Consider the following 15,812-nt stretch of genomic DNA (forward strand, 5'->3'; position numbering starts at 1 on the left):
CGCGAGCCGAAGGCCATCGCCGCCACGCCGATGCCGAGCGCCGCGGCCTGGATGAGGAACAGCGAGTACGGGTTGTCGCCGGTGCGCCGGAGCGCGTCCAGGGACGTGCTCGACAGCACGACCGCGAGGCCCACCACGACCAGCAGCACGCTCGCCGTGGCGAGCAGGTAGTACGTGAGGACCGGCGACCCGTGAGGAGTCTCGCTCGGGGTGCGCTTCGGGACGGTGGCCGTCATCACGCCTCCCTTACGACTTCAGCGCCCCCACCGCTGCCGCGAAGGCGTCCCCTCTGTCCGCGTAGCTGCGGAACTGATCGAACGATGCACAGGCCGGGGAGAGCAGGACCGTGTCGCCTGGCATCGCCAGGTCACGGGCCGCGGTCACCGCCTGCTGCATCACAGTGTCGCCCGGCTCGATGCGGGTCACGGGGATATCGGCCGCGTGTCCCTCGAGCGCGCTCGCGAGCGGAGCGGGATCGGCGCCGATCAGAACCACGGCGCGGACCCGCTCGCGGACGGTCTGGACCAGGTCGTCGAACTCCTGCCCCTTCGCCTGGCCGCCGGCGATCCAGACCACGGAGGAGGATGCCCGGCCACCGAACGCGGCGATCGCGGCGTGCGCATTGGTCGCCTTCGAGTCGTCCACGTACGCCACGCCGTCGATGGTCGCCACGTGCGCGGTGCGGTGCGCGTCGAGCGCGAATCCCGCGAGCCCGCGCGCGACGGCGCCGGGCTCGACGCCCACGGCTCGGCACAGGGCCGCCGCGGCGAGGGCGTTGAAGACCAGGTACGGCGGCACTGCTCCCGCAACCAGGTGCGAGAGGTCGTCGACATGGCCCAGTTCGATCGCCTCGGTGCGGCGCGCGGCGTGGAACGCGCGGTCGGCGAGCAGGCCGTCGACCACGCCCAGCTGGGAGACGTCGGGCGCGCCGGTCGTGACGCCCACGGCGCGGCAGCCCTCGACCACGTCGGCGTCGGCGACCATCGCCTCGACCACGGGGTCCTGTGCGCCGTACACGCACGCGACCTGCGTGTGACGGTAGACCCGCGCCTTGTCCGCGCGGTAGGCCTCGACCGAGCCGTGCCAGTCGAGGTGGTCCTCGTCCGCGTTGAGACACACCGCCGCGTGCGGCGAGATGGTGCTCGAGTAGTGCAGCTGGAGGCTCGCGATCTCGACGGCGACCAGGTCGCGCCGCTCGCGCGCGGCGGCGATGACGGGCACGCCCATGTTGCCGCACACGGCCACATCCAGGCCCCCGGCGGCGGCGATCGCGCCCACCAGCTGCGTGGTCGTGGTCTTGCCGTTGGTGCCGGTGACCAGCACCCACGGGATTCCCGGCTCGCGCACGCGCCACGCGAACTCCATCTCCGACCACACCTCGAGACCCGCTGCCTCGACGGCGCGCATCCACGGGGACAGCGGCGAGAAGCCGGGAGAGGCCATGCACACGTCGAACGCCGCAAGGTCCACGGCGTCCAGGTCGGCATGGTCGGCATCGACCTGCCCGGGATCGACCGTCACCGCGTGCGCACCCAGCTCGCGGCACGCGTCGAGAGCGGAGCGGCCGGCGACTCCCAGGCCCAGAATCAGGACCGTGCGGCCCGCGATCGCGGAGGGATCACGCGTCACGGTCGTCACTCGCCCGGCGGCAGCGCCGCGATCCACTCGGCGTAGAAGATGCCGGTGCCAGCGGCGGCCGCGAGACCGGCGATGATCCAGAAGCGAATCACGATGGTCACCTCACCCCAGCCCATCAGCTCGAAGTGATGATGCAGGGGCGCCATCTTGAACACGCGTCTGCCGCCGGAGATCTTGAACCACCCGATCTGGATGACCGAGCTGGCGACGATGATGACGAACAGGCCGCCGATGATGACGCCCAGCAGCTCGGTGCGGGACATGATCGTCACGCCCGCGATCGCGCCGCCGAGGGCCAGCGAGCCCGTGTCCCCCATGAAGATCTTCGCCGGGGAGGCGTTCCACCACAGGAAGCCGAAGCACGCTCCGGCGATCGCGGCGCACAGAATCGCCAGGTCGCGCGGGTCGCGCACCTCGTAGCACTGGTTGGTGGCGGAATCGAGGCTGCACCACTGGTTGTACTGCCAGATCCCGATGATCGTGTACGCGCCGAAGAAGATCAGCGAGGCGCCCGTGGCGAGGCCGTCGAGACCGTCCGTGAGGTTCACCGCGTTGGACCAGGCGGTGATGAGGAAGTTCGCCCAGATGACGAACAGGATGATCCCGATCGCCGGTCCCCAGTACGCCAGATCGAGCGCGGTGTCGCGCAGGAACGAGATCGATGTCGACGCGGGCGTGTCGCCGTGCTGGTTGGGGAACTGCAGCACGAGCACCGCGAAGGCGATGCCCACGACCGCCTGTCCCAGGATCTTGTACCGGGCCCGCAGTCCCAGCGACCGCTCCTGGCGGATCTTGATGTAGTCGTCGAGGAAGCCCACGAAGCCCAGGCCCACGATCAGCAGCACCACGAGCATCGACGAGGCGTACGGCGCGCGACCGGTCAGCAGGTTCGCGCCCAGCCATCCGATCACGGTCGCGAGGATGATGACGACGCCGCCCATCGTGGGGGTGCCGCGCTTGACCAGGTGGGTCGCCGGACCGTCGTGCCGGATGAACTGGCCGTACTGGTGGCGCGTGAGGAAGCGGATGAACAGGGGCGTGCCCGCCAGCGCGATGAACAGCGAGATGCCTCCCGCGAAGACCACCGCTCTCATGCATCCACTCCCAGAAGTTCGTCGGCCAGCTTCCACAGCCCGGAGCCGTGCGACGCCTTGATCAGCACGGTGTCACCGGGCCGGAGGCGCCCGTCGAGGTGCTCCCGGGCCTCGTCAATCGTAGCGACGTACGCGGCCTCATCGCCCCACGAGCCCTCGTTGACGGCCGCGATGTACGCCACGCGGGCGCCCGCGCCCACCACGAGCGTGTGGTCGATGCGGAGCCTCACGACGTCGAGCCCGATCTCGGTGTGGGCCGCGATCGAGGCGTCTCCCATCTCCCTCATCTCGCCGATCACCGCGAAGGACCTGCCGGTGGTCGCCACGTCCTTGAGCGCGCGCAGCGCGGCCCGCATGGACTCCGGCGACGCGTTGTAGCTGTCGTCGAGGATCCACACGCCGTCCGCTCGCTCCGTCAGCGCCATGCGGTGGGCTGACAGCGGCACGGCGGTGCCGACGGCCGATGCGGCGGTCGCCAGGTCCTGCCCCGTCACCAGGGCGACGGTCAGGGCCGCGAGCGCGTTCGTCACGTGGTGCTCGCCCACGAGGCGCAGTGCGACCTCGGCCTCGTGGCCAGCGTGAGCCACGGTGAAGCGCGGGCGGCCGCGGTCATTGCGCACCGCGGTCGCGGTGACGTCCCGCTGGCCGCCGACGCCGAACGTCACCGTCCGCCGCCCCTCCTGCGCGAGCACCTCCCGCGTCGCCATGGCGCTCACCCGTGGGTCGTCGGCATTGAGGAGCGCGGTGCCGCCGGGCACCAGCCCGTCGAGGAGCGACGCCTTCTCCTCCGCGAGCGCATCAGGCGAGCCGTAGCCGCCCAAGTGAGCCGTGCCGACGGTGAGAACCACCGCGACGTCAAGCGGCGCGATGCCGGTCAGGTAGGCGAGGTCGCCCGGGGCGGAGGCCCCCATCTCGAGCACCAGGTGGCGCGTCTCGGGTCCGGCTCGCAGGACCGTGAGCGGCAGCCCGATCTCGTTGTTGAAGCTGCCCTCGGGAGCGATCGCGGCGGGCAGCACCTGCGCCAGCAGGTCCTTGGTGGTGGTCTTGCCGTTGGATCCCGTGATGCCCACCACGGCGATGTCGCCCTCGGTGCGCAGCAGCGCGAGATACGCGCGGGCCAGCCGGCCCAGCGCGGCGGTGACGTCCTCGACGAGGATGTGCGGGCCCACGACGGGCTGCGACACGAGCGCGAGGGCCGCCCCGGCCTCGAAGGCCTGCGGCGCGTAGTCGTGGCCGTCGACGCGCTCCCCCACAAAGGCCGCGTAGAGCGCACCGTCGGACGCGTCGCGCGAGTCCTTGACCACCGAGGTGACGAGGGTCTCGACCTCGGCCGCGAGCTCGCCGCCCACGGCATTCGCGACCCACTGAGCGGTCAGCGCCCTCATGCGCGCCCCTCCCGCTCCGCGACGATGCGCGCGTGGGCCTGCAGGTACGCGTCGCGGTCGTTGTAGCGATGGAACACGCCGGCGATCTCCTGGGTCGGCTCGTGGCCCTTGCCCGTCACGATGACGGTGTCGCCCGGCCGGCCCAGGCGCAGTCCGTACTCGACCGCCGCGACGCGCGGCTCGACCTCGTGGACATCGTGAAGGTCAGGGCGCTCGCCTTCGATGCCGGCCCGGATCGCGGCGCGGATCGCCGCGGGCTCCTCCGAGCGGGGGTTCTCGTCAGTCAGCACGATCACGTCCGCGAGCCGGGCGGCGATCCCGCCCATGACCGGGCGCTTGCCCTGGTCGCGGTCGCCGTCCGAGCCGAAGATCAGGATGAGCCGGCCCGGGGTGATGGGGCGCACTCCCTCGAGAGCGAGCGTGAGCGCATCGGGCGTGTGCGCGTAGTCGACGATCGCGAGCGGGTCCGCGTCGGAGCGTTCGATGACCCGCTCCATGCGGCCCGGCACGCTGTGCGCGGTCGCGACGCCGTGGATCGCCTGCTCGAGCGTCAGCCCGGCGGCGTGCGAGGCCGCGATCGCGACCATCGCGTTCGACACGTTCACCAGTCCCGGCAGCGGCGACTCGGCGCGATGCTCCGCTCCATCGGGATCGCGGAACGTGAACCGGGAGCCCACGCCGTCGAGCCCCACGTCCGCCCACGTCACGGTCCAGTCGGCGGGGTGAGGGTCGTCGGGATGCGTCGACACCGTCCAGGCGGGGATCTCGACCGTGGACGCGAGGCTCCTGCCCCACTCGTCGTCCACGTTGATCACGCCGCGGCGCGCGCGGCCGGGCGCAAACAGCTTCGCCTTGGCGGCCAGGTACTCCTCCATGGTGCCGTGGAAGTCGAGGTGGTCCCATTGCAGGTTGGTGAAGACCGCGACCGCGAAGTCGACGCCGCTGATGCGCTCGAGCGCGGCAGCGTGAGAGCTCACCTCGGTGACGGCGGCGGTCACGCCCTCGTCGCGCATCCGGCCCAGCAGCCCGTGCAGCACGGGCGACTCGACGGTGGTCCGTGGCGACTCGATCGCCTGGTCGCCGATCCGCAGCTCGACCGTGCCCATGATGCCGCGCCGCTCGTGCGCCTGCGCGAGCGCGTTGTCGATGAAGTACGCCGTCGTGGTCTTGCCGTTGGTGCCGGTGACGCCCACGAAGACGAGGTCCTTGCTGGGGTCCCCGTAGATCGCCGCAGCGGCCTCGCCCATGGCGACCCGCGCATCGGCCGCCACCAGGACCGGCACCTCGATCCCGGCCTCGCGCACCAGCGCCTCTCCCTCGGCGTCGGTGAGGATGGCGGCCGCCCCGGCCGCCACCGCATCGGCCGCGAAACGCGCGCCGTGGACCTTGAAGCCGGGGAACGCTCCGAACAGGTCACCCGGCCGCACGTCGCGCGAGTCCACCGTCGCCCCGGTGACGCGCGCCGCATCAGCCGCCACCGCATCGGCGCTCTGCACGCTGGCGCCGCACCGGGCGGCGACCTCCCCGATCGGGAGAGCGGCAACGCTCGACGGACGCAGCTCCATCTCCTGCACGCTCACTCCCAGGTGGTCGGGTACATCTCCTCGGCAGGCCCGGACGGCGGAACGCGCAGAGCCTGCAATGCAAAGGTTGCCACGTCGGAGAACACCGGGGCGGCCACCTCGCCGCCCCAGATCGACGTCTTGGGGTCGAAGATGATGACCGAGACCACGATCTCGGGGTCGTCCGCGGGCGCCACGCCCACGAAGGACGCGACGATCCGGTCGAGCTTGCCGCTGGGGCCCACGGCCTCCGCGGTGCCCGTCTTGCCGGCGACGCGGTACCCGTCGATCTTCGCGAGCCGGCCCGTGCCGGACTCCGTCACGTCCTCGAGCATCAGCATCACCTGAGCGGCGGTCTCCTCCGACACCACGCGCTCGGGCTCGGCGGTCTCGCGCTCCACGAACTCGCCGTCCGCCGTCTGGTAGCCCTTCACGACCGACGGCTGCAGCTTCACGCCGCCGTTGGCGATGGTCTGGTACACCTGCGAGGTCTGCAGCGCGGTGACGGACACGCCCTGGCCGTAGAGCACGGCCCACTCGGTGCGGCCGTCCCAGGCCTGCCAGGGGTGGAGGATGCCGCCCGACTCGGTCGGGAGGCCCACGCCGGTGCGCTGGCCGAAGCCGAAGTCGTACAGGTACTGGTAGCGCTCCGCCTCCGTGAGGCCCTCGCCCACCTGGACGGTTCCCGTGTTCGAGGAGTTGACCAGGATGCCGGACAGCGTGAGCTTCTGGTCCCCGAAGTCGTGGGAGTCCTTGAACGTCTGGTTGTTGTCCGTCGTGTACTGGTAGGGGGCGACGAACCGTGACGTGGGCGTCGCGAGCCCCTCCTCGAGCGCCGCCGCGACCGTGATGACCTTGGCCGTGGAGCCGGGCTCGAAGACGTCCTCGACGGCGCGCGAGGTGCGGCTCGAGGCGCTCGTCGCTCCGGGGTCGTTGGGGTCAACCGAGCCCGAGTCCGCAAGCGCGAGGAACTCGCCGGTCTTGACGTTCTGGACCGTCACGATGCCCTGCGAGCCGCCGTTGGTGCGCAGCGCGTCCGCGAGCGCCTCCTGAGCGAAGTACTGGATGTCGCGGTCGATCGTGAGCACCACGTCCGAGCCCGGAACGGCCGGCTCCTCCTCGAGCACGCCGGTGGGGATGACCGTCCCCTGACCGCCGCGCTCGTAGGTGATCGAGCCCGGGGAGCCGAGCAGCTCGTCCTCGAACTCGAGCTCGACCCCCGCCAGGCCCCAGTCGAGGCCCTGCTGGTCCTCACGGCCTCCCACGAAGCCCACGATGTTGCCGGCGATGTCGCCGTTGGGATAGATGCGCTCCGTCACCGGCTCGTAGTCGATGCCGTAGATGCCCTCGTCCTCGATGAGGTCCCAGGTCTCGGGCGTGACGTACTTCGCGATGTACTGGAACGACGCGTCGCCCACGAGATCGGCGGCGAGCTCGGACTCGCTGACGTCGAGGATGGGCGCGAGGATCTCGGCGGCGTCGAGCGGGCCCTGAGCGAGGACCTGGCCGTCGTCGGCGCGCACCCACTCTTTGAGCTTCACCTGATTGACGAACACGTGATACCGCTGGGCCGAGGTGGCCAGCACCACGCCGTTGCGATCCACGATGTCCGCGCGGAGCGGCTCGCTGGTGGAGGTCGCGAGCCGGTTCTCGAGCGCGGCGGCGGACAGCTCGGCGGCGTTGACGCCCTGGATCCATACGAGCTTCACCGCGAACGCAAGCAGGAGGGCGATCGAGCCGAGCGTGACCAGCCGCTGGCGGATGCGCGGGTCGCCCACGCGGGCGGCGCCGGGGCGGGCGCCGTTGACCCGCACGCGCGTGGGCGTCACGGGGGTGCGTCCGGAGCCCTGACGAGCGCGGGTCGTCGAGGAGCTGCGCGAGCGCCGCTGCTGGCCCTGCGGGGCACGCCGCTGCTGGCCCTGGGGGGCGCGCCGCTGCTGACCCTGCGACGCGCGCGGGGTGCGCCCCGTCGGCGCACCGCCGCGTCGCGGGTCGCGGCGGCCGTCGCTCATCGGTTCGCTCCCTGCTCGAGAACGGCGGCGCCGTCGATCGACACGAAGCCGAGGCTCTCCGCGGGCTCCATGCCCAGCCCGCGCGCCGCATCGGCGAGGAACGTGGGCGACGAGTTCGCCTCGAGCTCGCTCACCAGGGACGCCCGCTGCTGGTGCAGCTGGGCGATCTCGATCTTGAGGTCGCGGCGCTCGTACGCGCCCTCGGACATCGCAGTGTTGATGAGCAGCACCGCCGCCAGGGCGCCGAGGATCAGCAGGACGCACGTCCACGCGAACGGCGCGAGCGACCGCGCCTGCTCGGGAGCCGCGACCGCACGCAGATGGGCGCGCGGCTGCGCGGTGCGCTGGCGGGACGACGAGCGCTGCGGTGTGCTCGGGGCGGCGGCGGTCCGGGGACGCCGCAGAGGGGCTGCGCTCATGCGGCCCTCCTCAGCCGCGACGCCGGCGTGAGGCGGATGCGCTCGGCGGCGCGCAGGCGCACCGGCTTCGAGCGGGGGTTCGACTCGGCCTCCTCGGCACTCGCCTTCTCAGCGCCGCGGGTGAGCAGCCGCAGGTAGGGCTGGTCGTCCTCGGGCACCACGGGCAGCCCGGGGGGCGCCGATGCGGTGGCGCCTGCGGCGAACGCGGTCTTGACGATCCGGTCCTCGAGGGACTGGTAGGCCATCACGACGATGCGCCCGCCCACGCGGGTGCCCTCGATCGCGGCGGGGATCGCCGCCTCGAGGACGTCGAGCTCGCGGTTGACCGCGATGCGCAGCGCCTGGAACGTGCGCTTGGCGGGATTGGAGCCCGGCTGTCGCGAGGCCGCGGGGATGCACGCGCGCACCAGGTCCGTCAGCTCCGCGGTCCGCGTGAGGGGCGCCTCGGCGCGGCGCTTGACGATCGACTCGGCGATGCGGCCGGCGAAGCGCTCCTCGCCGTACTCGCGCAGGATCCTCGCGAGCTCGCGCTCGTCGGCGTCGCGCAGAAGGTCGGCGGCGGTGACCGGGTCCTCGCGGTTCATGCGCATGTCGAGCGGGGCGTCCTGGGCGTACGAGAATCCGCGCTCGGCCTCGTCGATCTGGAGCGACGAGACGCCCAGGTCCAGGAGGATCCCGTCCGCGGCGTCCACGCCCGCGAGAGCGAGGGCCCCGGCGATGTCGTCGTACTCGGCGTGGTGGGCGACGAACCGGTCGCCGAAGCGCGCAAGCCGCTCGCTCGCGAGCGCGATCGCGTCCGTGTCGCGGTCGATGCCCACCACGGTCGCGCGGGGGCACTGCTCGAGGATCGCCTCGGTGTGGCCGCCCATGCCGAGGGTCCCGTCGATCGCCACCGCACCGTCGCGGTCGAGCGCGGGCGCGAGGAGGTCGACGCAGCGCTGCAGCATCACCGGCTGGTGACGCGATGCCGCATCGGTCATGCGCTCTCCCCTCTCGTGCTCCGTGACCCGTGGTCTCCCTCCGGCTCTCTGACGGGGGGAAGTCCGTCAGAGGTGCGCGGGAGGAGGCCGCGAGCCACGGTGCGCTCACATGTCGTCGAACACCTCGGCGGCGGTCGCCGCATAGTCCTCTTCGCCGTCCTCCAGATACGTCTCCCAGGTCGCGGCATCCCAGATCTCGACCCGCGACCCCATGCCCACTACGGCGACGTCGCGGTCGAGCGACGCGTACCGCCGCAGCGGCGCGCCCAGCAGGATGCGTCCCTGCTTGTCCGGGATGTCGTCCTGGGCGTGCCCCAGGAAGTTGCGCAGGTAGTCGCGGGCGCGCTTGTTCTCGAGCGGGGCGCGTCGCAGCCGGTCGTGGATGGCGGCGAACTCGTCCAGCGGGAACAGGAACACGCAGCGGTCCAGACCCCGGGTGGCCACGAGACCAGACGCGAGCCGTCCCCGGAACTTCGCCGGAAGGATCAGTCGCCCCTTGTCATCGAGCCGAGGCGTGAACGTGCCGAGGAAGACCCCTGTGGGGCCGAGGCCGTGCGCAGCCACATCGGACACGCGACCTCACCTCCCAACGCCACGACTCGCCAGTGCGCCCCACTTTACTCCACTTCACTCCACCAATCTCAAGAAAGGCGCAGAAATCTCACATCAGACCATCATCATGCCTGCTAAGTAGCCGTGGAGGATGGTGGAGGGAATTGCCGTGCACCGGCGTGTGCGCTCCCACGCAACGCATTGCCCCTGGTGAGCGTTCTTCGCATAGGCTCTAAGGCACGGCCGCAAAGGAGAGTCCATGACCGAATCGCTGCCCACCGACGACGAGCTGAGCGACGTCGCGGAGGTCACCTCGAGGATCCGCACGTCGATCTCCACGGTGCTGTCTGGGCTCGATCAGGCCATCTCAGCCACGCTCGCGACCGCTCTGGCGCAGGGCCACCTGCTCATGGAGGACGTGCCCGGCGTCGGCAAGACCACGCTGGCCCGGGCGTTCGCGGCGAGCGTCGACTGCACCGTGGGCCGCATCCAGTTCACGCCGGACCTGCTGCCGTCGGACGTCACGGGCGTGAGCATCTTCCGCGCGGACGATCACCGCTTCGAGTTCCGCAAGGGCCCCATCTTCGCGAACGTGGTGATCGCGGATGAGATCAACCGCGCCTCGCCCAAGACGCAGGCCGCGCTGCTCGAGTCGATGCAGGAGCGCTCGGTCACGGTGGACGGCGCGACCCGTCCGCTCCCCCGCCCCTTCCTGGTCGTGGCGACCCAGAACCCCGTCGAGATGGAGGGCACCTATCCCCTCCCCGAGGCGCAGCGTGACCGCTTCATGGCTCAGGTGTCCGTGGGCTACCCCGAGGCCCGCGCAGAGATGGCGATGCTGGACTCGCACGACGGCCACGACCCACTCGCAGAACTGACCCCGGTCGCGGACGCCGCCGCGCTCGAGAAGGCGATCGACGTCGCGCGGCGCATCTACGCGGCGCCGGCCATCAAGCAGTACATCGTCGACCTGGTGGGCGCGACGCGCGAGGATGGCAGCCTGCGCCTGGGCGCATCGCCGCGCGCATCGCTGCAGCTGCTGGCCGCCGCCAAGGCCCGTGCCGCCATGGCGTCGCGCAACCACGTGCTCCCCGACGACGTCAAGGCGCTCGCCGTGGCCGTGCTCGCGCACCGGCTCATCGTCTCGACCGAGGCCCGGCTGGCCGGCCGGACCGCTCAGCAGATCACCAGGGACGTGGTCGCCGCCACGCCGGTTCCCAGCGCGGCGCGCGATGCGGCTCCAGCCCGCGAGGCGGCCGTGGTGCGAGCCACCTGAGCCCCATGGCCGCTCCCGCAGCCTCGGATCCCGTCGCCGCGCTCGCGCGCGACAGCGGCAGGGGCGACGCGCGCACCGACCGCCGCGCGCGGCCCGACACACCCCGCCGCGCGCGGTCGCGCACCGAGATGACGGCGCGAGGCGTCGGGATGCTCGCGTGCGGCGTCGTGGTCGCGGCGCTGGGCGTGGGGCTGTCGACGCCGATCCTCGTGTACATCGGCGTCGCGATGACGTGCGCCGTGGCGGTCGGCTACATCTGGGTGACGCTCGCTGTCGACTCGTTCCTGCGGGTCTTCCCCCGAGCCCGCCGCGACGTCACGCCCCACCCGCTCACCGCGGGCCGGACCGGAACGGTGACCGTCGCGATCGAGGCGGGCCACCGCCCGGGCCGCAGCGCAAGCCGGGTGGGTCGGGCTCTCGCCGACCACCTCGACATCCGCGAGCAGGCCGCGGCCGAGCTCACGGGCGGCCTGTCCACCAAGGCCACGGTCACACGCGAGCCCGGGCGACTCTTGCTCACCTACGGGCTGCACCCGAGCAGGCGCGGGCGCTGGCCGCTGGGGCCGTCGCTGATCCACAGCACCGACCCGTTCGCGATGTTCCTGGCCGACACGCCGGTGGGCGAGGCCCAGCTCGTCCCGGTGTGGCCCGCGGTGGTGGACCTGTCCGCGACCGCCGGGGCGCTGATGGGCCACGCGGATCGCATCGTGCTCGGCGCGCGGACGCCCTCGGCCGACGACGCCTCCCTCCGCGACTATCGCGAGGGCGACGACCTGCGCCGCGTCCACTGGCCCAGTTCGGCGCGTCGGGGCACGATGGTCGTGCGCTCGGACGAGCGCGCCGGCAGGCGGCCCGCAAGCGTCATCCTCGACCCGCCGCGCGACCCCGTGGCGCTCGAGTGGGCGATCTCCGCCGCGGCCTCGATCGCGCTCTCGGTGCTCGACTCCGGCCACCCCGTGCGGCTGATCGGCGGCGGCCTCGACCCCGAGTCGGTGCGCCACCTCGGCGACCGCGGTTCCGCGGTGGCCCGCATCGAACTGCTCAATCAGACCGTGGACCTGACGTCTCCTGTGTCGCGCGCGGCGGCGACGCGGGACGTGGTGCGCTCAGCGACCCTGGCGGGCGAGGACGCCACGCTCGGCGAGGTGACGGTCGCCGTCGTCGAGCCGCTGGAGAAGCCCGCCATCGACGCGTTGGTGCCGATGGGCGACACGGGTCGCGCGTGGGCGATCGTGCGCGCGGACGGCCACCTCGCCGACGACGCCGAGCGCACGGTCACTGCGCTCCGACGCGCCGGCTGGCGGGCGACCACCGCGACCGCCGCCGATGACCTCGAGGAGCTGTGGACGCGCATGCTCACGGCGGGAGACCTCGAATGAGCGCCGGCGCCCCGCGCAGCGCCTGGGCGGCTACGCCGTTCATCGCGGTGGCGACGTTCCTGGGGCTCTTCGGGCTGTCCACGATGCTCGTCATGGGCCCGTGGATGCGCACGGTCGGGACGGTCATGCTCATCGCCACTGCGGTGCTGGTCGTCACGCGACTGCTGTCGCGCTCGCGCGTCCTGCCCACGCTGCTGGCCGCGCTCGCGGCCGCAGCCGTTATGGTGCCGCTCTTCGCGCGGCGCGAGGATGGCAGCGCGCACCTGCTTCCCACGCCCGGCGCGCTCGCGGACCTGGGCGCGGCGTTGCGGGGCGGCGTCGACTACGCGGCGGTGACCGTCGCGCCGGCCCCCGAGTCGCTCGAACTCACCGCGCTCATCACCGCCGGAACCGTCGCGCTGTTCCTGGTCGCCGAGCACGTCGCGGTGTCGTGGCGGGCAGCGGCGTCCGCGGGGCTGCTGCTGCTCATCCCCTGGCTGCCTGCGGTCATCTTCCAGCACCGCGTCTCCGCAGTCGCACTTCTCTGCGCGATCGTCGCATGGCTCATCGCGATCGCGTTCGCGCGCCACACCGCCGGCGCGGAGCGGCGACCCGCCGTCGCCGGCGCGCTCACCGCGACCGCCGCAACCATGGCCGGAGTCCTGCTCGTGGCCCCCACCGCCCTGGGCGGGCTGGGGTGGGGGTCGATCCCCCGCATCGACGCGCCCGAGGGCCTCGAGACGGCGACCCGGCTGAACCTCGCCCTGGACCTGCGGACGTCCCTCACCACGAACTCGACCACGCCGGTCATCGTGTATTCGACCGAGGGGCCGCGACCGGATGCGCTCAAGCTCTACTCCCTCACCAACTTCAACGGCGTGCAGTGGGCGCGCGACGACGCGTCGCCGCCGGCGCGGCCCGCCGACTCCGGGGTCCTGTGGCCGGAGCCGGTCGACGACTGGAGCGAGCGCGATCGTCAGCGGGTCGACGTCCAGGTCCTCAACCTGGTCGAGCCGAACCTGCCGCTGCCGCCGTCGCCGCGCACCCTCGACATCGAGGGCCCGTGGCGGTACGACGCCACGCAGGACGAGGTGATCGGCGACGGCGTGACGTCCCGCGAGAGCAGCTACTCCTACGTGACCGACCCCGACTACGTCACTCCGCGGAGCCTGCGCGAGACCCAGCCCGCGATCGAGATGGGCGGCGACCCCGACGATCCTCGCTACCTCGAGATCTCCCCCGCGATCGACGAGACCCGCGTCCGGGACCTGTCGGTCACCCTGACGCGCGACGCCGAGACCCGCTACGACCAGGCGCTCGCGATCCAGCAGTTCCTGCGCAGCGTGTCGGAGTTCACGTATGACACCTCGGTGAGCCCGTCGGGGGGCGACGCCGTCTCCACGTTCCTCGACGACCGCGCCGGCTACTGCGTGCAGTTCGCGACCACGATGGTGATCATGGCGCGCTCGCTCGACATTCCCGCGCGCATGGCCGTGGGGTTCCTTTCGGGTTCGGCGACCGACGCCGACACCTTCGTGGTCCAGGGCGGCGACGCTCACGCGTGGCCGGAACTGTGGTTCCCGGGTGCCGGCTGGGTGCGCTTCGAGCCCACGCCGTCCATCCAGACGGGCCTCCCGCCCGCGTACGCTGACCCGTTCGCGAACGGCACGCCCATCCGTGAGGAGATCCTCAGCGGCGAGGAGGTGCCGTCGCCCGAGATCACGGCCCAGGCGGGCAACCAGGCGACTCAGGAGGAGGACACGACGTCGAGCGAGGTCGAGAGCGCTCCCGTGGTGCCGGTGTGGGTGATCGTCGCCCTGGCAGCCGCGTTGGCGATCGCAGCCCTGGCGGCGTGGTGGAAGCTGCGGGGCCACGTGCGCCGCCGACGAGCTCCCACCGACGCCGAGGGCGTCTGGGAGCGCCTGCGCGAGTCGCTGCCGGAGCCGATGCGGTGGCAGGACACGCTCACGCCTCACGAGGCGGCGGAGCACGTCGAGGCCGCGGTGAGGACGGCCGATGCGGGCCTGTCGGGCGTGGCGCGCGAGGCGCTGACGCGCCTCGCCAACGCTGTCGCCGACGAGCGCTACGCCCCCGCGGGATCAGAGGTCACCATCGACGAGCTGCGATCGTGGTCGACGACGGTGCTCGACGAGGCCCAGCGGGCCGACGAGGGAAGCCGCGCGGCAGCGCGCAACTGAGCAGAGCGGGAGAGGGCGGGAGAGCCGCTCAGAAGTCGCCGGTCTCGCGACGGCGCTCCCAGCGCTCTTCCATGCGCTTCATGAAGTCCTTGTGCTCCTTGGCGGGACGCTGCTTGGCGGCGGGACCACCCTGCTGGCGACCCGAGGCCTTGCCGGCGGATCCGGCCGCGGCCTCCGGGGAGTCGGGGACGGTCGTCTTGCGCGGCGCGAGCAGAGCCCACAGCGCGACGCCCACCATGATGACGAAGCCGGCGACGCCCAGCAGCGGCAGCTGAGTGACCAGGCCGATGACCACGATGCCCAGGCCGACGACGACGCCGGCGACGGCTGCGATCACGCGCGTGGGCGTGCGCGGGCCACGGTTCATGGCGCGATGCAGTGAGGGATCCTGCCCGAGGTCCTGCTCGAGCTGCTCCAGCACGCGCTGCTCATACTCCGACAGCGGCATGTCGCCCTCCTCCGTGACTACCGGCGATTGTACGTAGTCTAGTTGCTCGTCACCGTTCAGCACTACCGGACTTCGTGGGAGATTTCTCATGCCTCGTCGGCGCTCGTCCCCGTCCATCGCGGACGGCGTGCCGCGGGACCGGGAAATCCCCATCTCCACGGGATCCGTGATGCTGACTGATGATCCTGACGGTGTAACGACTGTATGGGTCAATGGTGTTCCCAGTTCGAGCATGCGGGAGGACCCGGCGGTGCTCGACTTCGAGTACATGCGCCACTTCTCGGCGGCGATCTCGGCGTGGGATCGGCCCGAGCGGATGCTGGCCCTGCATGTCGGTGCGGGCGTGTGCACGATGGCCCGGCACCTCGCTCACACGTACCCGGACTCACGCCATATCGCGGTCGACGTCGATGCCGATCTGCCGACGCTCGCGCGCGACTGGTGGGACCTCCCGCGATCCCCGCAGCTGCGCGTGCGCGCGCAGGACGGTCTCGAGGCGCTCGCGGCGCGGCACGACGACTCGCTGGATATGATCCTGCGCGACGCGTTCGCGGGCGATTCGACGCCGCACGCGCTCGCGGGAAGCGAGTGGTGGGGACACGCGCGCAGGGTCGTGCGCCCCGGGGGCCTGGTGGTCGCCAACGTGAAGGCCGCACCCGACCTCGCCACGCATCGGCCCGACGTCGCGGCGGCGCGCGCCGCGTTCCGCGACGTGCTCGCGGTGGGTGAGCCCGCGGTGCTCAAGGGGCGCCGGCGCGGGAACGTCGTGGTGGTGGCCGGCGATCGCATTGACGCCGATGCGCTGCGCCGCTACGCGGCGTCGGCGCCCTTGCCCACGGGAGTGGACCCCGCCTGGCCCGTCTGAGCGCGACTGGACCCGCGCATCGGCC

General features: G+C 72.1%; 13 protein-coding genes and 1 pseudogene. 4 read left to right on the top strand and 10 right to left on the bottom strand.

Features of this window, described 5'->3' with window-relative positions; all coding sequences use genetic code 11:
• The 9 genes and pseudogenes from QZ483_RS08005 to mraZ all read right to left on the bottom strand — a co-directional run.
• Nucleotides 1–236: pseudogene (locus QZ483_RS08005) on the bottom strand (hypothetical protein); the annotation flags it as partial.
• Nucleotides 237–246: 10 nt separating this feature from the next.
• A complete protein-coding gene (gene murD / locus QZ483_RS08010; protein WP_297082735.1) occupies nt 247–1,629 on the bottom strand; it encodes a UDP-N-acetylmuramoyl-L-alanine--D-glutamate ligase in 1,383 nt (460 codons plus the stop codon).
• A 5-nt stretch (nt 1,630–1,634) separates the two neighbouring features.
• Complete coding sequence (mraY, locus tag QZ483_RS08015; protein WP_297082737.1) at nt 1,635–2,732, bottom strand: phospho-N-acetylmuramoyl-pentapeptide-transferase; 1,098 nt, start codon at nt 2,730–2,732, stop codon at nt 1,635–1,637.
• On the bottom strand, nt 2,729–4,117 hold the full coding sequence (murF, locus tag QZ483_RS08020; RefSeq protein WP_297082739.1) for a UDP-N-acetylmuramoyl-tripeptide--D-alanyl-D-alanine ligase: 1,389 nt from the start codon (nt 4,115–4,117) through the stop codon (nt 2,729–2,731). The genes mraY and murF overlap by 4 nt, the downstream gene beginning before the upstream one ends.
• Entirely contained in the window at nt 4,114–5,697 is a 1,584-nt protein-coding gene (locus QZ483_RS08025; protein WP_297082741.1) for a UDP-N-acetylmuramoyl-L-alanyl-D-glutamate--2,6-diaminopimelate ligase, read from the bottom strand. The genes murF and QZ483_RS08025 overlap by 4 nt, the downstream gene beginning before the upstream one ends.
• Entirely contained in the window at nt 5,694–7,691 is a 1,998-nt protein-coding gene (locus QZ483_RS08030; RefSeq protein ID WP_297082743.1) for a penicillin-binding protein 2, read from the bottom strand. The genes QZ483_RS08025 and QZ483_RS08030 overlap by 4 nt, the downstream gene beginning before the upstream one ends.
• The gene (locus QZ483_RS08035; RefSeq protein WP_297082745.1) at nt 7,688–8,110 is read right to left on the bottom strand and encodes a hypothetical protein; all 423 of its coding nucleotides are present in this window, start codon (nt 8,108–8,110) and stop codon (nt 7,688–7,690) included. The genes QZ483_RS08030 and QZ483_RS08035 overlap by 4 nt, the downstream gene beginning before the upstream one ends.
• Nucleotides 8,107–9,090, bottom strand: coding sequence for a 16S rRNA (cytosine(1402)-N(4))-methyltransferase RsmH (gene rsmH, locus QZ483_RS08040; protein WP_297082747.1), 984 nt, complete (start codon nt 9,088–9,090; stop codon nt 8,107–8,109). Before rsmH ends, QZ483_RS08035 begins: the two co-directional genes overlap by 4 nt.
• Before the next feature lie 105 nt (nt 9,091–9,195).
• The gene (gene mraZ, locus QZ483_RS08045; protein WP_297082749.1) at nt 9,196–9,663 is read right to left on the bottom strand and encodes a division/cell wall cluster transcriptional repressor MraZ; all 468 of its coding nucleotides are present in this window, start codon (nt 9,661–9,663) and stop codon (nt 9,196–9,198) included.
• Between the two features lie 238 nt (nt 9,664–9,901).
• On the opposite strand from mraZ, the gene QZ483_RS08050 reads away from it, so the two are divergent.
• From QZ483_RS08050 to QZ483_RS08060, 3 genes are read left to right on the top strand one after another with little or no spacing between them, the layout of a single operon-like run.
• Nucleotides 9,902–10,918 carry a MoxR family ATPase gene (locus QZ483_RS08050; protein ID WP_297082751.1) on the top strand — a complete coding sequence of 339 codons (1,017 nt, stop codon included), beginning with the start codon at nt 9,902–9,904 and terminating at the stop codon, nt 10,916–10,918.
• Nucleotides 10,919–10,923: 5 nt separating this feature from the next.
• Nucleotides 10,924–12,297, top strand: a complete 1,374-nt coding sequence (locus tag QZ483_RS08055) for a DUF58 domain-containing protein (RefSeq protein WP_297082754.1) — start codon at nt 10,924–10,926, stop codon at nt 12,295–12,297.
• A complete protein-coding gene (locus QZ483_RS08060) occupies nt 12,294–14,474 on the top strand; it encodes a DUF3488 and transglutaminase-like domain-containing protein (RefSeq protein ID WP_297082756.1) in 2,181 nt (726 codons plus the stop codon). Before QZ483_RS08055 ends, QZ483_RS08060 begins: the two co-directional genes overlap by 4 nt.
• 28 nt (nt 14,475–14,502) lie before the next feature.
• Here the strand turns inward: QZ483_RS08060 and QZ483_RS08065 are convergent, their stop codons facing one another.
• Nucleotides 14,503–14,922 (bottom strand): DUF3040 domain-containing protein, encoded by a 420-nt coding sequence (locus QZ483_RS08065; RefSeq protein WP_297082757.1) that lies wholly within the window; start codon nt 14,920–14,922, stop codon nt 14,503–14,505.
• A gap of 232 nt (nt 14,923–15,154) precedes the next feature.
• Between QZ483_RS08065 and QZ483_RS08070 the strand changes: the two genes are divergently transcribed.
• Nucleotides 15,155–15,787, top strand: a complete 633-nt coding sequence (locus QZ483_RS08070; RefSeq protein WP_297082759.1) for a spermidine synthase — start codon at nt 15,155–15,157, stop codon at nt 15,785–15,787.
• Nucleotides 15,788–15,812 lie beyond the last annotated feature (25 nt).

The organism is uncultured Demequina sp. (genome assembly GCF_913055775.1).
In the GTDB taxonomy this organism is placed as follows: Bacteria; Actinomycetota; Actinomycetes; order Actinomycetales; family Demequinaceae; genus Demequina.

Excerpts from the sequence above, each read along its gene's own strand:
- mraY (WP_297082737.1), bottom strand. The coding sequence starts at position 2,732 with ATGAGAGCGGTGGTCTTCGCGGGAGGCATCTCGCTGTTCATCGCGCTG.
- QZ483_RS08060 (WP_297082756.1), top strand. The coding sequence starts at position 12,294 with ATGAGCGCCGGCGCCCCGCGCAGCGCCTGGGCGGCTACGCCGTTCATC.
- QZ483_RS08065 (WP_297082757.1), bottom strand. The coding sequence starts at position 14,922 with ATGCCGCTGTCGGAGTATGAGCAGCGCGTGCTGGAGCAGCTCGAGCAG.
- murF (WP_297082739.1), bottom strand. The coding sequence starts at position 4,117 with ATGAGGGCGCTGACCGCTCAGTGGGTCGCGAATGCCGTGGGCGGCGAG.
- QZ483_RS08070 (WP_297082759.1), top strand. The coding sequence starts at position 15,155 with ATGCGGGAGGACCCGGCGGTGCTCGACTTCGAGTACATGCGCCACTTC.
- rsmH (WP_297082747.1), bottom strand. The coding sequence starts at position 9,090 with ATGACCGATGCGGCATCGCGTCACCAGCCGGTGATGCTGCAGCGCTGC.
- QZ483_RS08055 (WP_297082754.1), top strand. The coding sequence starts at position 10,924 with ATGGCCGCTCCCGCAGCCTCGGATCCCGTCGCCGCGCTCGCGCGCGAC.
- QZ483_RS08050 (WP_297082751.1), top strand. The coding sequence starts at position 9,902 with ATGACCGAATCGCTGCCCACCGACGACGAGCTGAGCGACGTCGCGGAG.
- QZ483_RS08030 (WP_297082743.1), bottom strand. The coding sequence starts at position 7,691 with ATGAGCGACGGCCGCCGCGACCCGCGACGCGGCGGTGCGCCGACGGGG.
- QZ483_RS08035 (WP_297082745.1), bottom strand. The coding sequence starts at position 8,110 with ATGAGCGCAGCCCCTCTGCGGCGTCCCCGGACCGCCGCCGCCCCGAGC.